Source organism: Staphylococcus sp. HMSC067F07, from assembly GCF_001837405.1.
In the GTDB taxonomy this organism is placed as follows: Bacteria; Bacillota; Bacilli; order Staphylococcales; family Staphylococcaceae; genus Staphylococcus; species Staphylococcus capitis.
Genome location: NZ_KV832237.1, coordinates 593,580 through 611,196 on the forward strand (window position 1 = coordinate 593,580; position 17,617 = coordinate 611,196).

The following is a 17,617-nucleotide window of genomic DNA, read 5'->3' on the forward strand; positions in this document are numbered from 1 at the left end:
ACTATTTTTTCTTACGGCGTGATTTCTTTTTCACGCTTTTATCTTTATAGAATGGTTTATGATTTGTTTTACCTTGTTTATCTTTTTTACGTGCATTCTTACCTTTACGTTGCTTGCGTTTCTTTTTATTGCCTTTGCCATTATTGTCATCTTTAGACTTATCTAATGACTTACCACGTGTTTTTGCTTGAATTGTTTTACCACGTGCTGGACGTTGGGATTTATCATTTTTAGGTAAAGGCATACCCACAATTTGAAAATCAATCATGCGTTCGTCTACATTAACATGAGTGACTTTGACTTTCACTTCATCACCAATGCGGAACACCTTCGCTTGGCGTTCACCTATAAGAGCCATTTGGCGTTCATCAAAATTATAGTAATCATCAGTCATATTAGCAATATGAACCATACCTTCAATTGTATTAGGCAATTCAATAAACATACCAAAGTTAGCAACTGAACTAATGATACCTTCAAATTCATCGCCAATATGTTGAATCATATATTCAGCTTTCTTCAATTCATCTGTATCACGTTCTGCCTCTATAGCACGACGCTCGCGTTGAGACGTGTGTTCAGCAAGTTCTGGCAACGTATCTTCCCAATGTCGTAATTCCTTTTTATCCATAGAGTTCTCTATTAAATATTTACGAATTAATCTATGCACCGTTAAATCAGGATAACGACGAATTGGAGATGTAAAGTGCGTATAATACTCGGCAGATAAGCCGAAATGTCCAAGGTTTACATCGTCATAATGCGCTTGTTGCATTGAACGCAACATCATTGTCGAAATAACCATTTGCTCTGGTCGACCTTCAACTTCTTCTTGAATGTTTTGTAAAGTTGTAGGATGAATATCTTCACCAGTACCTTTAATCATAATACCGAAATTAGTAATAAAGTCGAAGAATTGTCTTAAGCGATCTGACTTAGGTTGCTCATGTACTCGATAGATAAATGGTACTTCCATTTTATTGAAATGCTCTGCCACTGTTTCATTAGCAGCTAGCATGAATGATTCAATTAAACGTTCACCTTCACCACGTTCACGCATTTGAACATCTGTAGGAATACCTTCTTCATTTACTAGCACTTTAGCTTCATTAATATCAAAGTCAATTTCACCACGACGACGTCGCATTTGGATTAAACGATTAGATAAATCTTGCGCTAAATCAAGCATCGGCGTCAAATCTTTATATTGTGCACGAACTTGAGGATCTTGATCTGTAATAATTTTATTTACAGCATCATAAGTCATACGATAATTAGAATGAATCATGCTATCAAATATTTCATGATTAACGACTTCGCCACGTGCATTAATTTCCATACGACAACTTAACGTTAAGCGGTCGACTTCCGGATTCAATGAACATATACCATTACTTAAACGATGAGGAATCATTGGAATCACTCGGTCTACTAAATAAATGCTTGTCGCTCTATCATATGCTTCCTTATCTAAAGCTGAATCTTCCTTCACATAGTAACTTACATCTGCGATACTTACAGTCAATTCAGTATTACCATTCTTTAATTTCTTAACTGCTATGGCATCATCCAAGTCTTTAGCATCTGCACCATCTATAGTTATTGTTAAATCACTTCTTAAATCACGACGACCTTCAATTTCAGATGGTTCAATTTCTTCAGGAACATCTTCCGCTTCTTTAAGCACGTTATCTGGAAACTCAATTTCTATCCCATGTTGGTAAATGATAGATAAAATATCTACACCTGGATCATTTTTATGACCTAGTATTGCTGAAATATGACCTTCTGGGTTGTCTGTACCATCAGCATATTTAGTAATCTGAACGAGTACTTTATGTCCATCTACAGCACCTAAACTTTGACCTTTAGGAATGAAGATATCTTGCATAATTCGTTTATCATCTGGAATAACAAAACCGAAATGTTTTGCTTCACTATATGTTCCTACCACTTGAGTGACAGAATGTTTCTCAATTGATTTAACTTCACCTTCAACTTTACCTTTATGTTCTCCTCTAGATTTTTGAAGTTCTACAATTACTGTATCGCCATCTAGCGCTCGATTAATTTTAGTTGGAGGAATGAAGACATCTTCCATTTCATCATCTTCTGGTCGAAGAAAAGCGAATCCTTTTTTATTCTGACTTAAAGTTCCTTTGATTAATTTAGAATTGGACTTACTTGATTCTTTCCTTTGATATCTATCTGTCTTAGTTCGTTCGATTAAACCCGTTTGTTCTAGTTCAACGAGCACCTTAATTAAATCTCTAAATGAGTCGGCACTATTTAAACCTAACGCATCTTGAAAATCTGACACTGACATGGGTTCATAGTCAGGTTGTTTAATTATTTCTTCGATGGATTGCTTTAAATTCATTATGCCCCTCCTTTCTTACTTTTAAATTAATTATTCTGTCCAATCTAATGATTCTAAAAATTGATATACATCTTCAAAAACTTGTTCTTTTTCTTTATCAATTGTAATTACATGTCCTGATTCATGATACCATTTGATATCCTTTTCATCAGAATCAACATGTTCATATATATAATTCGCTGATTGAGGATCAATCATTTTATCTTGTTCTGCTTGTATAACAAGAATAGGCTCAATAACCTCGTCTACTTGTTCTTTACCACGAAGTAAAGTTTCACTAAGTTCTTTAAGCGTCTCAGTAGGATGGAAGTCTTTCATTTCTTTATCAATCGTTTCCTGATCTTTGCCTTCATATTTTTTAAAATTACGAGCATAATCAAGGAATCCATCATAAATAGTGTCTTCCGTCTTGCCATCCATAGGAGCACACATCGTTATAATACCCTTCACATCACGATTTAAGCTTAATTTCAATGCGAAGACCCCACCTAGTGATAAACCTGCTACTGCTATTTCATCATAGCCTTGTTCAACCAGGTAGTCATAACCATCTAAAACATCCTTAAACCATACATATGGGCTAGATTTTAAAATTTCCTCCGGCGGTGCTGCATGCCCTTCATATTGAGGTGCATAAGATGTATAACCCTTTTTCTGAAGATAACGACCTAATTGTCTCACATCAGCTGAGTTGCCAGTGAAACCGTGTAATAATAACACAGCTCGTTTTCCTTCTTCAAAAAAGAATGGTCTTGGTAGTTTAATTTGCATGGTTAGAATCCCTCTCCCTTTTTTATTGAGAACTCATTTCTTTATATTTAATCTTGTCTGCTTTCAGGTTGCTATTAGCATAATTTTCATTATAAAAAGAACTTCAATAATGCTTATTAAGCGTCTTTGAACTATTCCCTTATATATAGGTATTAAAAACATCATTATGATACATTATAAAATAAAAAAGCCCGACAAGTATATCGTCGGACTCAGGCTGATAGTATTTGTGAGTTATTATAGTTCTTGTTAATCACATCTTCTATCAGACTTGGTTAAGATTCATTAACTTCATTAATACATTATCTTATGGCTTACATACCTAAGTAACTGATACAGAACATAAGTACGAAGAAAATAATAGCTAAAATAATTGTTAATCTATGCAAGAATAAATCGACGCCACGTTGTTTTTGTTTACCAAATAACTGTTCCGCGCCACCACTAATAGCACCTGAAAGTCCATTACTTTTACCTTCTTGGAGTAATACAACAGTCACTAATGCAATACAATCTATAATTAATAAAACGATGATTAATGTATGCATAAAAATTGTCCTCCGTTCATTATATACGAGACGAATTATAACACATCTCTAATAGAGTTATCAAACTTCTATCTATTAAAAGTACTTTTTCTAGCTATCGAAACAACTAACATATAAATCGCTAAAATAATAGAGCCAATTACAACAATGAGTATAGGTAAAACTGCGACAACATTTTTAACATCCAAAATGGCTTGAACAAACATGTATAAATTAACAAGTGTGAATAATGCATTAGAAACATATACAGCAAACATAAACCACCATAAATATGGATGGCGATTCCAAAGTGCCACGACTCCTGCTAAGTATGCAAGAATGTACATTACGCCTGTATATCTATCACTATTTAGAATATTATGTACTGCAGTGTCAGAAGTCTTTTGACCAGCTAAAGATAGCAATGATTTAGCGGTTGTTACATCTAAAACTACAAAATGATGAATGATTAATAAAATACAAAATAATAAAGAACTCATTGCTATTAAGCGGCCAGATCTTTTTTCTCTAACATTTGAATCTGTTATATCTTCCATAATGGTACTCCTTTTTAAAATTACTTTAACTATTATATCAGTTTAATGGGTTAAATTAAACGAGATACGATGTAATAAAAGTATTAAAAAGACCCATTACAGCCTCAACTCTGTAACGGGTCTATAAGTTCTTTAGGGCGTGAAACCTAAAGATTAAAGCGTGAACTCATTTATTTAATATTAGAGATATTATTTGTCTAAATTGTAGAAAGATTTAATTCCATCAAATTTAGCTGTTTCGTATAATTCATCTTCAATACGTAATAATTGATTATACTTAGCAATACGGTCAGTTCTTGATAATGAACCAGTTTTAATTTGACCTGCGTTAGTAGCAACTGCAATGTCAGCAATAGTAGTATCTTCAGTTTCACCTGAACGGTGTGAAACTACAGCTGTGTAACCAGCTTTTTGAGCCATTTCAATTGCTTCAAATGTTTCAGTTAAAGTACCGATTTGGTTAACTTTAATTAAGATAGAGTTACCAATACCTTGGTCAATACCTCTTGATAAGATTTCTGTATTTGTAACGAATAAATCGTCACCTACTAATTGTACTTTATCACCGATACGATCAGTTAATTGCTTCCAACCTTCCCAATCGTTTTCATCCATACCATCTTCGATAGTGATGATTGGATATTTACCAATTAATTCTTCTAAGTAGTCAACTTGTTCTGCTGCGCTACGTTTAGCACCGTGTTCACCTTCGAATTTAGTGTAATCATATACACCATTTTCATAGAATTCTGAAGAAGCACAGTCAAATCCTAAGAATACATCTTCACCTGGTTTATAACCAGCTTTTTCGATAGCTTTGATGATTGTTTCAACAGCATCTTCAGTACCTTCAAATTTAGGAGCGAATCCACCTTCGTCACCAACTGCAGTTTCTAAACCGCGTTCACTAAGGATAGATTTTAAGTTGTGGAAGATTTCAGCACCCCAACGTAATGATTCTTTAAATGATTCAGCACCAACTGGTAAAATCATAAACTCTTGGAAAGCGATTGGTGCATCAGAGTGTGAACCACCGTTAACAATGTTCATCATTGGAACTGGTAATTGTTTACCATTGAATCCACCTAAATATTTATATAAAGGTTGACCTAATAAGTCAGCTGCTGCACGTGCTACTGCGATTGAAACACCTAAAATAGCATTAGCGCCTAATTTACCTTTATTATTTGTACCGTCTAATTGAATCATCATTTTGTCGATAGATACTTGATCTAATACTGAAAATTCACCTTCAACAATTTCTGGTGCGATGATTTCATTAACGTTTTCTACTGCTTTAGTCACACCTTTTCCTAAATAACGTGATTTGTCTCCATCACGTAATTCAACTGCTTCGTGTTCACCAGTAGAAGCACCTGATGGTACTAATGCACGACCGAAAGCACCACTTTCAGTAAGTACTTCAACTTCAACTGTTGGATTACCACGTGAGTCTAAGACTTCGCGAGCGTAAACATCTGTAATAATTGGCATGTTTAATATCTCCTTTAAATATATTATAAAGCTATTATAGCCCTATTTATAATTTTATTAAAATAATTTATTAGCAAGGTTGTAAAATGCGGGAGTACTAAATTTCCTCCCTTAATTTAACATCTAAATTCTGTATTAGTGATTAATTAATGATTCACCAGTCATATCAGAAGGTTGTTCTACATTTAACAAGTCTAATAGTGTAGGAGCTAAATCTCCTAAACGTCCTGTTTCACGTAAAGTTACGCCTTCTTTAGTTACAATTACTGGAACTGGATTTGTAGTGTGCGTAGTCATTGGTTCATCATCATCTGTTAACACTTGATCAGAGTTACCATGGTCAGCAGTGATGATAGCATGACCGTCCATTTCAAGGATCTTATCAACAACTTCGCCTAGACATTCATCTACAGCTTCAATTGCCTTAATTGTAGGTTCAAGCATACCACTATGTCCTACCATGTCAGGATTAGCAAAGTTTAATAGAATTAAATCTAAATCGCCTTTATCTAATTCCTCTAAAAGAGCATCTTTAACTTCATAAGCACTCATTTCTGGTTTTAAATCATATGTCGCAACTTTAGGAGAATCGATTAATCTACGACGCTCTCCTTCGAATTCATCGTTACGACCACCGCTCATAAAGTAAGTTACATGTGGATACTTTTCAGTTTCAGCAATACGTAGTTGTTTTAAGTTATTATTTTGAGCAACTTCCCCGATTGTATTGTGTAAATCAACTTTTTCAAAAACGATTTCAGCGTCTACATCATCGTTATATTTAGTGAATGTTGCATAGAATAAATCTTTAACTTGTTCAACTTCGAAACCATCAAATGCTTGATTAGTGAAAATTTCTGAAAGTTGAGCTGCTCTATCAGGACGGAAGTTATAGAACACAACTGCGTCACCATCATTGACACCATTATTTTGATTATCAATGATAAATGGTTCAACGAATTCGTCAGTAACATCATTGTTGTAATTAGCTTCCACACCTTCTTTGGCTGAAGCATAAGTCGGACCTTCGAAGTTACGGATAGCATTATAAGCTTTTTGTTCACGATCCCAACGTTTATCGCGGTCCATCGCATAATAACGTCCTGATACTGAAGCGAATTGGCCAACGCCTAATTCTTTGAATTTAGCTTCAGTTTCTTCAATATATTTTAGTGCAGATTTTTGATCTACGTCACGTCCATCTAAGAAAGCATGAACATAAACTTTATCTACACCTTGTTTTTTAGCTAATTCTAAGATTGCAAATAAATGTTTATAGTGACTGTGAACACCGCCATCAGATAATAGACCAAATACATGTAGTGCTGAATTATTATCTTTTACATGTTTAACTGCGTTATTTAATACATCGTTTTCAAAGAAATCCCCATCTTCGATAGATTTATTAATACGAGTTAAACTTTGATAAACAATGCGACCTGCACCAATATTCATGTGACCTACTTCCGAGTTACCCATTTGTCCTTCTGGAAGACCTACATCCAAACCACTCGCTTCAATTTGTGTAGTTGGGTATTTATCATAATAGCGATCAAAATTAGGCTTGTTTGCTAATTTTACAGCGTTACCATGTTCACTTTCACGATTTGCAAAACCATCTAAAATGATTAAGGCAGTTGGTTTTTTAGCCATAATTATTTTGCACCTTCCAATAATTGTACGAAATCTTCAACTTTTAATGATGCGCCACCTACTAATGCACCATCAATATCTGATTGAGCCATATATTCTTTAATATTATTTGGTTTAACACTACCACCATATTGAATACGTGTTGCTTCAGCAACATCTTGGCTTGATAAGTCAGCTAATGTTTTACGAACGTGCGCGCACATTTCATTAGCATCTTCTGAAGTAGAAGATTTACCAGTGCCGATTGCCCAAATTGGTTCATAAGCAATAACTACTTCTTTAAGTTGATCTTCAGATAAGCCTTCAACAGCTTTTTTAACTTGATTACCTACTACTTCATTTGCTTTACCTGCTTCACGTTCTTCATCTGATTCACCAACACAAATAATTGGTGTCATACCATGATTAAAGATTGCGTGAGCCTTTTTATTTACTTCTTCATCAGTTTCGTGGAAATAATCACGACGTTCTGAGTGACCAATCACGACATATTTAACACCTAAGTCAGCTAAAGCTACAGGTGATGTTTCACCAGTGTATGCGCCACTGTCTTCGAAGTATGCGTTTTGAGCACCGATTTTTAATCCTTGTGCTTTACCTTCTTTAACAGCAGTTACTAAAGCATCTAATTGGATTGTTGGTGCACAAATTACTGATTCTACTTCTTTAGGATCAGGTAATGTTGGTAATTCATTTATGAAATCTTTAGCTTCTTGAACTGTTTTATTCATTTTCCAGTTTCCGGCTATAATTGGTGTTCTCATTCATTACACTCCTTAATAATTTAGTGTTAAATTTAAAAATTTGTAAGATAATAAATTTTAATGATGACATATGAGTCAGATAAAGAAAGCATATATAAGCTTTCATTCATCCTTTTCCCATATCATTAAATTTAAAAACTTACGCCTTAACTGAGCGAGGTTCATTCAATTATTTATCGTTAATTGCTTTAATACCTGGTAATTCTTTTCCTTCTAAATATTCTAATGATGCACCGCCACCAGTAGAAATATGAGTAAAGTCATCTTCGAAACCTAGTGAGATAGCTGCTGCTGCAGAATCACCCCCACCGATAATAGTAGTAGCATCTTTTAAGTTAGCGATTGATTCACATACACCGATCGTACCTTTTGCAAAGTTACTAAATTCAAATACACCCATAGGTCCATTCCATACTACTGTATGTGCACCTTGTAATTCTTTATTAAATAGTTCAACAGTTTTAGGACCAATATCCATTGCTTCTTGATCAGCTGGGATATCATCAATTGAAACTTCAGTGATTTTCGCGTCATTAGAGAATTCTTTAGCTACCTTACAATCTACTGGTAAGACAATTTGATCGCCATTGTTTTCTAATAAATCTTTAGCGAAGTCAATTTTGTCTTCTTCTAATAACGAAAGACCAATTTCTTTACCTTGCGCTTTCATGAATGTATAAGCCATACCGCCACCAATTAAAATTTTATCAGCGATATTAACTAAGTTTTTGATGACATTAATTTTATCTGAAACTTTGGCACCACCTAGGATAGCTACAACTGGTTTGTGTGGGTCGTTAACAACTCCACCAATAAATTTAATTTCTTTTTCCATTAAATAACCAGCTGCTGTTTCTAAATGAGTAGAAATACCTACGTTAGATGCGTGTTCACGGTGAGCTGTACCAAATGCATCGTTAACGAATACATCACCTAATGATGCCCAATATTTGCCTAATTCAGGATCATTTTTAGATTCTTTCTTACCATCAATATCTTCAAAACGAGTATTCTCAACTAATAATACATCGCCTTCATTTAAATTTTTGATAGCAGTTTCAAGTTTTTCTCCACGTGTTTCAGGTACGAAAGTAACTTCCTTACCTAATTTTTTAGATAAATCATCTGCTACTGGTTTTAAAGATAAACCTTCTTTATCACTTTCTTCTTTCACTTTACCTAAGTGAGAGAATAATACTAATTTACCACCTTGTTCAATAATGTATTTAATCGTTGGCAACGCTTGAACAATGCGGTTATCATTAGTGATTTCTCCATCTTTCAACGGAACATTAAAGTCTGCACGTTCGAGAACTACTTTACCTTTTAAATCTAAATCTGAAACGATTTTTTTAGCCATTATTAATTTCCTCCTTTAAATAGGAAAACTTTATATAAAAATAAGCGGAGAAGCGTTTGTGCTCCCCGCTTACTCATAAGCTTATATATCTAATTAAACAGTACAGAGCACTAATCAAATTATGAACGTTTGAGAGAGTTACTCTCTCGACATGTGTACTTTAAATAACTTGAATTACGTGCTTATACACTATGCTTCAATTATTTAGAAAGTTCAGCTAAGTGAGCTAATGTACGAACTAATTGAGAAGTATAAGACATTTCATTGTCGTACCAAGCTGCAACTTTAACTAATTGGCGGTCACCAACAGTCATTACACGAGTTTGAGTAGCATCGAATAATGAACCGTAAGTCATACCTACAACGTCAGAAGATACGATTTCATCTTCAGTGTAACCAAATGATTCGTCAGAAGCTTGTTTCATTGCTTCATTTACTTGATCAGCTGTTACATCTTGTTTATCTAATACTACAGTTAATTCAGTTAATGAACCTGTAGCAACTGGAACACGTTGAGCTCCACCGTCTAATTTACCGTCGATTTCTGGAATAACTTTACCGATTGCTTTAGCAGCACCTGTAGAGTTAGGGATAATGTTTTCTGCTGCTGCACGAGCACGACGTTTGTCGCCTTTTCTGTGAGGAGCATCTTGAGTATTTTGGTCACCAGTATAAGCATGGATAGTAGTCATTAAACCTTCTACTAAACCAAACTCATCATTTAAAACTTTTGCAACTGGTGCTAATGAGTTAGTAGTACATGAAGCACCTGATACAACTGTTTCAGAACCATCTAATTCATCATGGTTAGTGTTGAATACGATTGTTTTTAAATCACCAGTAGCTGGAGCAGAGATTAATACTTTTTTAGCACCTGCATCGATGTGAGCTTGTGCTTTATCTTTATCAGTGTAGAAACCAGTACATTCTAATACTACGTCGATGTCTAGGTCTCCCCAAGGTAATTTGCTTGCATCTGGTTCATCGAATGATTTAATTTCTTTACCGTTAACACGGAATCCACCATCGATAACTTCAACTTCTCCAGTGAAGCGACCTTGCATAGTGTCGTATTTTAATAAGTGAGCTAACATTTCGTCATCTGTTAAGTCGTTAACTGCTACTACTTCAAGACCTTCTACATCTTGGATTCTTCTGAATGCTAAACGACCAATTCTACCAAAACCATTAATTGCTACTTTAATTGCCATTATAATGGCCTCCTTTAAAAATGATATTTAAAAAGTATTAAACTTTTTATTACTATTGTAAAATAACTTTCGCTGCAGTTTCGTCTGTGATTAATACAGTATTGTCTGGAGCAATAGAGAGATAAGCTTTAATTGCTTCTCCTTTAGATTGTCCACCTGCTACAGCAAAGATAAAATCTTTACTCTCAAGGTCTTCTAATTGTAGCCCAATCGTTTTAACTTTATGAACCACATTGCCTTGAGCATCAAAATAATATCCAAAAGCTTCTCCAACGGCTTGATGATGTTGAAGTTTATCAATCACTTCTTTTGGTGATTGACGTCGATGCGCCATCTTCAGCGCATCACCAATACCGTGAATTGTAACATTTGCTTGTTTAATTTTATCTAACGTATGAATCACTGATGGCTCTAACATCAAAGTGTCATATGTAGATTCACTCACATTATCTGGTACATACAATGTTGTGTAGTATCCACCAGCTTGTTGAGCCATACTAGAAGAAATAGTATTTGCTTGGTAGACCATATTTTCACCTAGTCCACCTCGAGCTGGAACAAAGAAAACATTAAATGGTAGTAAATGAATAGATTCACTTACGTATGCCATCGTGGATCCTCCAGTTACAGAAACAATTGCATCTTCATATAAAATACTTTCTAGTAACTGACCAGCCTGTCTTCCTATTTCTCTTTTAACTGTTTGATTCGAATCTGAATCACCTGGAATGACATGAACATCTTTAATGTTGAACTTTTCTTTAATCGCTCTAGCCATTCTGTGGTCATCACTATAAACATTGAAGTAATCACTGAGTTGCGATAACACTTCAGTACCTTCATGAGTGATTTCCATACCGGTTGATTTAACTTTAATTAATTCTTGCTTTTTCAACATGTCTGTTTCAGATCTTAAGACCCTTTCAGTCATGTCCATGTGTTCACTTAAACTTCTTCTACCCACTGGTTGGTTTTGAGAGATAGTAGTTAAAATCGAAAAACGTCGATACATCTTGTCAACAAGGTCAGGTATGAGCTTTTGCTGAACTTTTATTAAGTCTTTCACTACTACCTTCCTCCTTATATCTTTATAAAAAGGTAATCGAGGGGCTACTCACAACCATGGGTTGACTTTTTAAGTCCCACCTGGGACAAAAATTAACCTCTTTACACTTGCAATAGTACTATTGCGTATAATAAATTGCAAGCAAATTAACTCATATTTTTATTAATAATTATTAAAGTTGATAATAAAACGTTTACATCCTTGAAGTGTTCATTATGAGCTCCAAAAGGTTTAAATTATTGTTTTATTACCTTTACGAGATAATTTTACCCAAGCTATATTAAATATAATCATCTGTTTTAAATCCTTGATTAATTCAATTATAATTAAAATTGTTGACAAAGATTTTTCATGAAGAGGGATACAAAATGACAAATGAGAATAATAAAGATTCAAACGAAAAAGTAGAAGTGATAGACCCAAGCGATATGCGCTATAAAGATGATGAATATTTTAAATCAAATCAACATACCAATGAAGATTATCAATTTGAGGATGAAAGAATAATTAAGAAAACATATTCTTATGGATGTACGCATACAGGTTGTGGATGTACTATAGGGTGTTTTTCAATCATGTTCATCTCCTTTTTATTATCTTGGTTAGTATATTGGTTATTCTAAATAATATATTAAAAGCCAACATCCTTATTAAAGGACGTTGGCTTAATTTTTTAATCTTCTTTTGAATTTTGTGAGCTATTATTAGATGAGCTTTGATTACTTGAACGTTCCTGAGTGCTACTGCTTTGATTACTAGATTGTTGAGTTTGACTCGTGTTTTTTTGAACAGATTGATTACTACTATTGCTAGTATTACTATTTGATTGCGATTGTTGTTTTCTATTATCCTGTTGAGAACTTGGTTGTTGTGAACTTGATTGTTGTGAACTAGGCTGTTGAGATGATGATTTCTCTTCTGAACTAGGTTGTTCTTGAGTTTTATTATCATTTTTACTTTCTGACTTAGACTGCTCAGTTGTCTTCTCATCTGTTTGTGCTTCTTGAGTTTGTTGTGATGAGCGTGGTTCTGCCTTTTGTTGTTTAGTTTTTTGCTTTTCTTGAGTGTTTCTTTGTTGAGTTGGTGTCTGTTGTGTCTTCTCAGATGTGCTTGGAGCTTGTTGTGTTGACTGCTTTGTTTGTTGTGTCTCTTGTGTTTGTTGTGTTTGACGCGTTTGTTGAGTCTGTTGTGTTTGTTGCGGAGCTTGTTGTGTTTTGTTTACTTTAGTATCTTTAGATTTGTCTTTGTCATTATCCTTATTTTTATCTTTGTCTTTATCTTGATCTTTATCTTTCTTGTCATCTTTCTTCTTATCATTTTGTTCAGTTTTATCACTGTTAAGACGCTCATTAGCTTTTTTAGAACTGTCTACAAAAGAGAATATTCCAAATGCTAAGCCAATTAATAAAAGTAATACTATGATGGTACTAATTATTTTTGCCAAACCACTCATTCCTTACTTACCTCTCTTTCAATTATTAGGAATTCATATATAATAAAATTTAAGTTTGTTTTTTATGCTCATTTTTACGATATTTATTGTTCAATAATTCATTTTGAAAATAAAAAACCTTCCTTATAACTATAGTTGAATGAAATATATAGTTATAATTCAACTTTATATAATGAACTAACTACTAGTTAAAAGCAATTAATTATAATTTACTAAAAACTGTATGTTTTCATTTGCCTATTTTTTATATGATAACATCATACTCATAAGTAAACACTATATTTTTAATTTCTTAATCTAAACTTAACATGAATGGTACGTGATTAAATGTATGACTTTAATAATGAGAATTCACAAAATAAAAAATCTCACAATAATTTGAAATACATGATGATTAAAAATGATAATTATGAAGACAGTAAGTCAAATCATATTGCTGGATTTATAATCACATTATTAATTATAGCCCTCATTGTAATAATTAAATGGTTACTTGGGTAATAATATATTACATCAATCTAATAGATAATAACCTTAAATTAAACTAATCAAACAATTAAAGAGACTTTAAAATCTATTGAAATCATTTTCTGTAAAAAGTGATTTATGTATTTTAAAATATAAAAAAGGACCCATACGTTGCTCGCATGGATCCACTACTAAAGGGAGTCAAAATTTACCTTCGTTAGTATATTATGGGGTATACTCATACTAATTAAGAGATGTTTAATTAATTATCGAAGGTACAATTTCATTATAACTGAAATGTTTTAATTTTAAATGCAAATTCATAAAAGTATTTGACATCTTATTGGCTAAAAAATGTATAATTTTTGAATATTAATAATCACTATCAATAAGGTAAGCGCTTTTATTTTTAAAATGAGGTGAAATGATGAAACAATACTTAATTACTAGTGGAACTGGAATGGTAGGTTCACATTTAGTAAAGGAAATTAAAAAAACGGATGCACATATTACTATTTTAACCCGACAAGATAAAACATCTAATGAATCTAAAATTACTTACGTCAATTGGTCAAAAGAAGGCTGGCAAAATGACGTTCCTGATATAGATGTAGTTATCAATTTAGCAGGTGCAACGCTCAATAAACGCTGGACTAAATCACATAAACAAGTCATGATGGTTAGTCGTATTCAGTCTACACAAGCTTTATATGAGTTATTTGAAAGCCGTACTCAAAAACCAAAAGTTTTATTTAACGCGAGTGCTATGGGATATTATCCTCCTGATTTATATTATAGTTATACAGAATTATATCAAACTTTACCTTTTGATTTTCTATCAGATATTGTTTACCAATGGGAACGTTTCGCTAATAAATTTAAAGATTTCGGAACACGAGTAGTCTTAGGAAGATTTGGACTTATTCTCTCTGATACTGGTGGAGCGTTACAAACTATGGAATTACCGTACCGTTTTTATGTAGGTGGTAAATTAGGTTCAGGTCAACAATGGTATTCTTGGATTCACATAGATGATTTAATCAGAGGTATTATATTTACTATAGATAATAAAGATGCACACGGTCCTTTCAATTTAACAGCACCAATCCCTGAAAGACAAAACTTATTTGGATATACTTTAGCTAGAGCAATGCATAAACCTCATGAAACTTGGGCGCCAAAATTAGCAATGCGTTTAGTTCTTGGAGAAATGTCAACAGTTGTTTTAGACACTCAAAAGGTTTTACCAAATAAGTTACACGCACTTGGCTTTGAGTTTAAGTTTAACAATTTAAAGAATGCGTTAGATGATTTAGTTAAAGCCTAAGAAATTACAACGTACGAAGAAGGTTTATAAAATGAAAGACAATCAATTAACTTATATTTTGTTAATTATTGCTAGTATTTTATTAATATTGAATGGAATATTTGCATTTGATCACACAATTGCAATGATATTAATGTCATTACTCTTTACAATTGTAGGTTTAACATTATTCATTGTAGTTTTTCGATTACTTATAAAAGACAAGAAGCACTAAGCAATAAAATGATTAAGAGACATGATTTGTGATTTATAAACAAGTTGAACATGTTAACTCAACTTTTAATTTTCACAATATCGTTGTCTCTTTTTTTATAAGTATTGAATGTTGATTTTTTCCACCCACTCTAAGCAATTTTTTAATTGAAATATTTTTTAAGAAACCTATAACGAGAATACGCCTTGAGCTAAAACTACATAAAAAAACTGCCCACAAAGTTAGTAACTTTGTAGACAGTGTGACAGAAAATTAACTAAAAGATATTCTAGCTTTTAATTATTTACTTTCTGGCTCCATGACTTCATCGATTAAACCATATTCTTTTGCTTCTTCAGCAGTTAAGAAGTTATCACGATCAGTATCTTGTTGAATTTTCTCAATTGATTGACCTGTACGCTCAGCTAAAATACGATTTAATTTTTCACGAGTTTTTAAGATATGGTTTGCAGCAATTTCGATTTCAGTCGCTTGACCTTGTGCACCACCTAAAGGTTGGTGAATCATAACTTCAGCATTTGGTAATGCAAAACGTTTACCTTTAGCTCCTGCTGCTAATAAGAATGATCCCATAGATGCTGCCATACCAATACAAATTGTTTGAACATCTGGTTTAATATGTTGAATTGTATCGTAAATAGCAAAACCTGCTGTAACACTACCACCTGGTGAATTGATATATAAGTAGATGTCTTTTTCAGAGTCTTGAGCTTGTAAGAATAATAATTGAGATACAATTGAATTAGCTACATTATCATCAATTTGAGAACCTAACATGATAATACGGTCTTTTAATAAACGGGAATAAATATCATATGCGCGTTCACCACGATTTGTTGTTTCAATAACTGTAGGAATTAAATTCATCTATTTTTCCTCCTTTAATAACTGTTGAATTTTATTTTACCTTAAAAGTCAAAAATGGTCAAAATTTTGAACTTACTATTTAAAAATTCAGTTTGACGCTTAACTATAAGATTTGTAAACTAGAATTATCGTTTTCATTGTACTGTTATCACTATTATTAGTACAGAAAAATGTTTCTATCCTCATTTACCCCTCGTAGTGTAATGGATAACACATGAGATTCCGGTTCTTATAATAGAGGTTCAATTCCTCTCGAGGGGGCTTTTAACTTTAAATTACACACAATTTTTTTATTTAAAACGCTGTAATGACGGCGTTCTTTTTTGTCTTGTCTATTAATAAAACACGATATAAAACGTAGTTTCATGAAATTTTACATGACCCTGCTCTTCTAAACATAAATGAGGTATTTTTGAATTTATTTCAAAAATACCTATGCTTACATTTCGATTTGTTCTCCATTACGTATTTTATCTGCAAGTTCATTAAGTTTTCTTAGTCGATGGTTCATACCTGACTTAGATATTGGCCCAGTTGAAATCATTTCACCTAATTCTTTCAATGATATCTCTTGATGTTCAACTCGTAATTTAGCTACCTCTCTCAATCGGTCTGGTAAGTTATCCAAACCAATTTCTTGATCAATAAGTTGTATGCTCTCAACTTGTCTCATGGCTGCGCTCACTGTTTTATTTAGATTCGCTGTTTCACAGTTTACTAACCGATTCACAGAATTCCTCATATCTCTAACAATGCGCACATCTTCAAATTTCAGTAACGCTTGATAACCACCTATTAAACTAAGAAAATCCGAAATTTTTTCAGCCTCTTTTAGATAAGCAATACTACCTTTTTTACGTTCAAGATGCTTTGCATTTAATTCATAACTATTCATTAATTTAGTCAAACCTTCTGAGTGACTTTCATATTGCGAGAAGATTTCGAGATGATAAGAAGATGTTTCAGGATTATTTACTGAGCCACCAGCAAGAAAGGCTCCTCTTAAATAACTTCGTCTCATTTCGTCATCTTTAATCATGTCAGGATCAATTTCATGGGTAAAGATGCCCTCTTTAAGTATTCCAAGATCATTTAAGATTTCTTTCGCTAACATTTTTGTACGACAAATATAGATGTTGTTCTTTTTTAGTTTCATCTTTTTTCGAACCAATATTTCAACTTCTACATTAAAAATTCGTTTAATAAGAGAGTATATTCGTCGTGCTGTCGTTGCATTTTCAGTCTGTACGTTAATTACAAATTGTTGATTAGATAAACTAAGTGCGCCATTCATACGAATTAATGCACTGAGCTCTGCTTTAGCATTTGCTTCATCAACTTCAATACGTGTTAATTCATTTTTCATGTCTGATGCAAAGCTCATAGAATACTCATTCCTTCCTAAATCAACTCTATTTTGATCTATGTATGGTCGACATAGAGATTACATTACACTACTTTGATAAAACACACGTAAGCTATCATATCATAACAAATATTGCACT

At 33.1% G+C, this 17,617-nt stretch carries 16 protein-coding genes and 1 tRNA gene; 4 read left to right on the plus strand and 13 right to left on the minus strand.

The features are described from left to right. Position 1 precedes the first annotated feature (1 nt). From rnr to HMPREF2706_RS09865, 10 genes are all read right to left on the minus strand, one after another. Positions 2-2,380: a ribonuclease R gene (gene rnr, locus HMPREF2706_RS09820; RefSeq protein WP_049428747.1), complete on the minus strand. Its 2,379-nt coding sequence runs from the start codon at positions 2,378-2,380 to the stop codon at positions 2-4. Positions 2,381-2,410: 30 nt separating this feature from the next. Further along, positions 2,411-3,151: an alpha/beta hydrolase gene (locus tag HMPREF2706_RS09825; protein WP_002433145.1), complete on the minus strand. Its 741-nt coding sequence runs from the start codon at positions 3,149-3,151 to the stop codon at positions 2,411-2,413. A 314-nt stretch (positions 3,152-3,465) separates the two neighbouring features. Further along, entirely contained in the window at positions 3,466-3,699 is a 234-nt protein-coding gene (secG, locus tag HMPREF2706_RS09830) for a preprotein translocase subunit SecG (protein WP_002433475.1), read from the minus strand. A 68-nt stretch (positions 3,700-3,767) separates the two neighbouring features. After that, positions 3,768-4,226, minus strand: a complete 459-nt coding sequence (locus HMPREF2706_RS09835; RefSeq protein ID WP_030061190.1) for a hypothetical protein — start codon at positions 4,224-4,226, stop codon at positions 3,768-3,770. Between the two features lie 198 nt (positions 4,227-4,424). Beyond that, a complete protein-coding gene (gene eno, locus HMPREF2706_RS09840) occupies positions 4,425-5,729 on the minus strand; it encodes a surface-displayed alpha-enolase (protein WP_002432982.1) in 1,305 nt (434 codons plus the stop codon). A 135-nt stretch (positions 5,730-5,864) separates the two neighbouring features. Then, positions 5,865-7,382, minus strand: a complete 1,518-nt coding sequence (gene gpmI, locus HMPREF2706_RS09845; RefSeq protein ID WP_002433081.1) for a 2,3-bisphosphoglycerate-independent phosphoglycerate mutase — start codon at positions 7,380-7,382, stop codon at positions 5,865-5,867. 2 nt (positions 7,383-7,384) lie between these two features. Continuing rightward, positions 7,385-8,146: a triose-phosphate isomerase gene (tpiA, locus tag HMPREF2706_RS09850; protein ID WP_023350645.1), complete on the minus strand. Its 762-nt coding sequence runs from the start codon at positions 8,144-8,146 to the stop codon at positions 7,385-7,387. Positions 8,147-8,315: 169 nt separating this feature from the next. Then, positions 8,316-9,506, minus strand: a complete 1,191-nt coding sequence (gene pgk, locus HMPREF2706_RS09855) for a phosphoglycerate kinase (RefSeq protein ID WP_002433372.1) — start codon at positions 9,504-9,506, stop codon at positions 8,316-8,318. Between the two features lie 200 nt (positions 9,507-9,706). Continuing rightward, entirely contained in the window at positions 9,707-10,717 is a 1,011-nt protein-coding gene (gap, locus tag HMPREF2706_RS09860; RefSeq protein ID WP_002432992.1) for a type I glyceraldehyde-3-phosphate dehydrogenase, read from the minus strand. Positions 10,718-10,769: 52 nt separating this feature from the next. Next, positions 10,770-11,783: a sugar-binding transcriptional regulator gene (locus HMPREF2706_RS09865; RefSeq protein WP_030061186.1), complete on the minus strand. Its 1,014-nt coding sequence runs from the start codon at positions 11,781-11,783 to the stop codon at positions 10,770-10,772. 368 nt (positions 11,784-12,151) lie between these two features. On the opposite strand from HMPREF2706_RS09865, the gene HMPREF2706_RS09870 reads away from it, so the two are divergent. After that, complete coding sequence (locus HMPREF2706_RS09870; RefSeq protein WP_049428752.1) at positions 12,152-12,406, plus strand: hypothetical protein; 255 nt, start codon at positions 12,152-12,154, stop codon at positions 12,404-12,406. 50 nt (positions 12,407-12,456) lie between these two features. Here HMPREF2706_RS09870 and HMPREF2706_RS09875 read toward each other — a convergent pair whose 3' ends face one another. Then, positions 12,457-13,236: a hypothetical protein gene (locus tag HMPREF2706_RS09875; RefSeq protein ID WP_030061182.1), complete on the minus strand. Its 780-nt coding sequence runs from the start codon at positions 13,234-13,236 to the stop codon at positions 12,457-12,459. A gap of 895 nt (positions 13,237-14,131) precedes the next feature. On the opposite strand from HMPREF2706_RS09875, the gene HMPREF2706_RS09880 reads away from it, so the two are divergent. Beyond that, the gene (locus tag HMPREF2706_RS09880; RefSeq protein ID WP_070862359.1) at positions 14,132-15,031 is read left to right on the plus strand and encodes a TIGR01777 family oxidoreductase; all 900 of its coding nucleotides are present in this window, start codon (positions 14,132-14,134) and stop codon (positions 15,029-15,031) included. Between the two features lie 31 nt (positions 15,032-15,062). Continuing rightward, positions 15,063-15,245, plus strand: a complete 183-nt coding sequence (locus tag HMPREF2706_RS09885) for a hypothetical protein (RefSeq protein ID WP_030061180.1) — start codon at positions 15,063-15,065, stop codon at positions 15,243-15,245. Between the two features lie 279 nt (positions 15,246-15,524). Here the strand turns inward: HMPREF2706_RS09885 and clpP are convergent, their stop codons facing one another. Next, on the minus strand, positions 15,525-16,112 hold the full coding sequence (gene clpP, locus HMPREF2706_RS09890; RefSeq protein WP_002433484.1) for an ATP-dependent Clp endopeptidase proteolytic subunit ClpP: 588 nt from the start codon (positions 16,110-16,112) through the stop codon (positions 15,525-15,527). Positions 16,113-16,301: 189 nt separating this feature from the next. Here clpP and HMPREF2706_RS09895 point away from each other — a divergent pair. Further along, positions 16,302-16,373 (plus strand) — tRNA-Arg (locus tag HMPREF2706_RS09895). 178 nt (positions 16,374-16,551) lie between these two features. Here the strand turns inward: HMPREF2706_RS09895 and whiA are convergent. Beyond that, the gene (whiA, locus tag HMPREF2706_RS09900; RefSeq protein WP_002433095.1) at positions 16,552-17,496 is read right to left on the minus strand and encodes a DNA-binding protein WhiA; all 945 of its coding nucleotides are present in this window, start codon (positions 17,494-17,496) and stop codon (positions 16,552-16,554) included. Between the last annotated feature and the right edge of the window lie 121 nt (positions 17,497-17,617).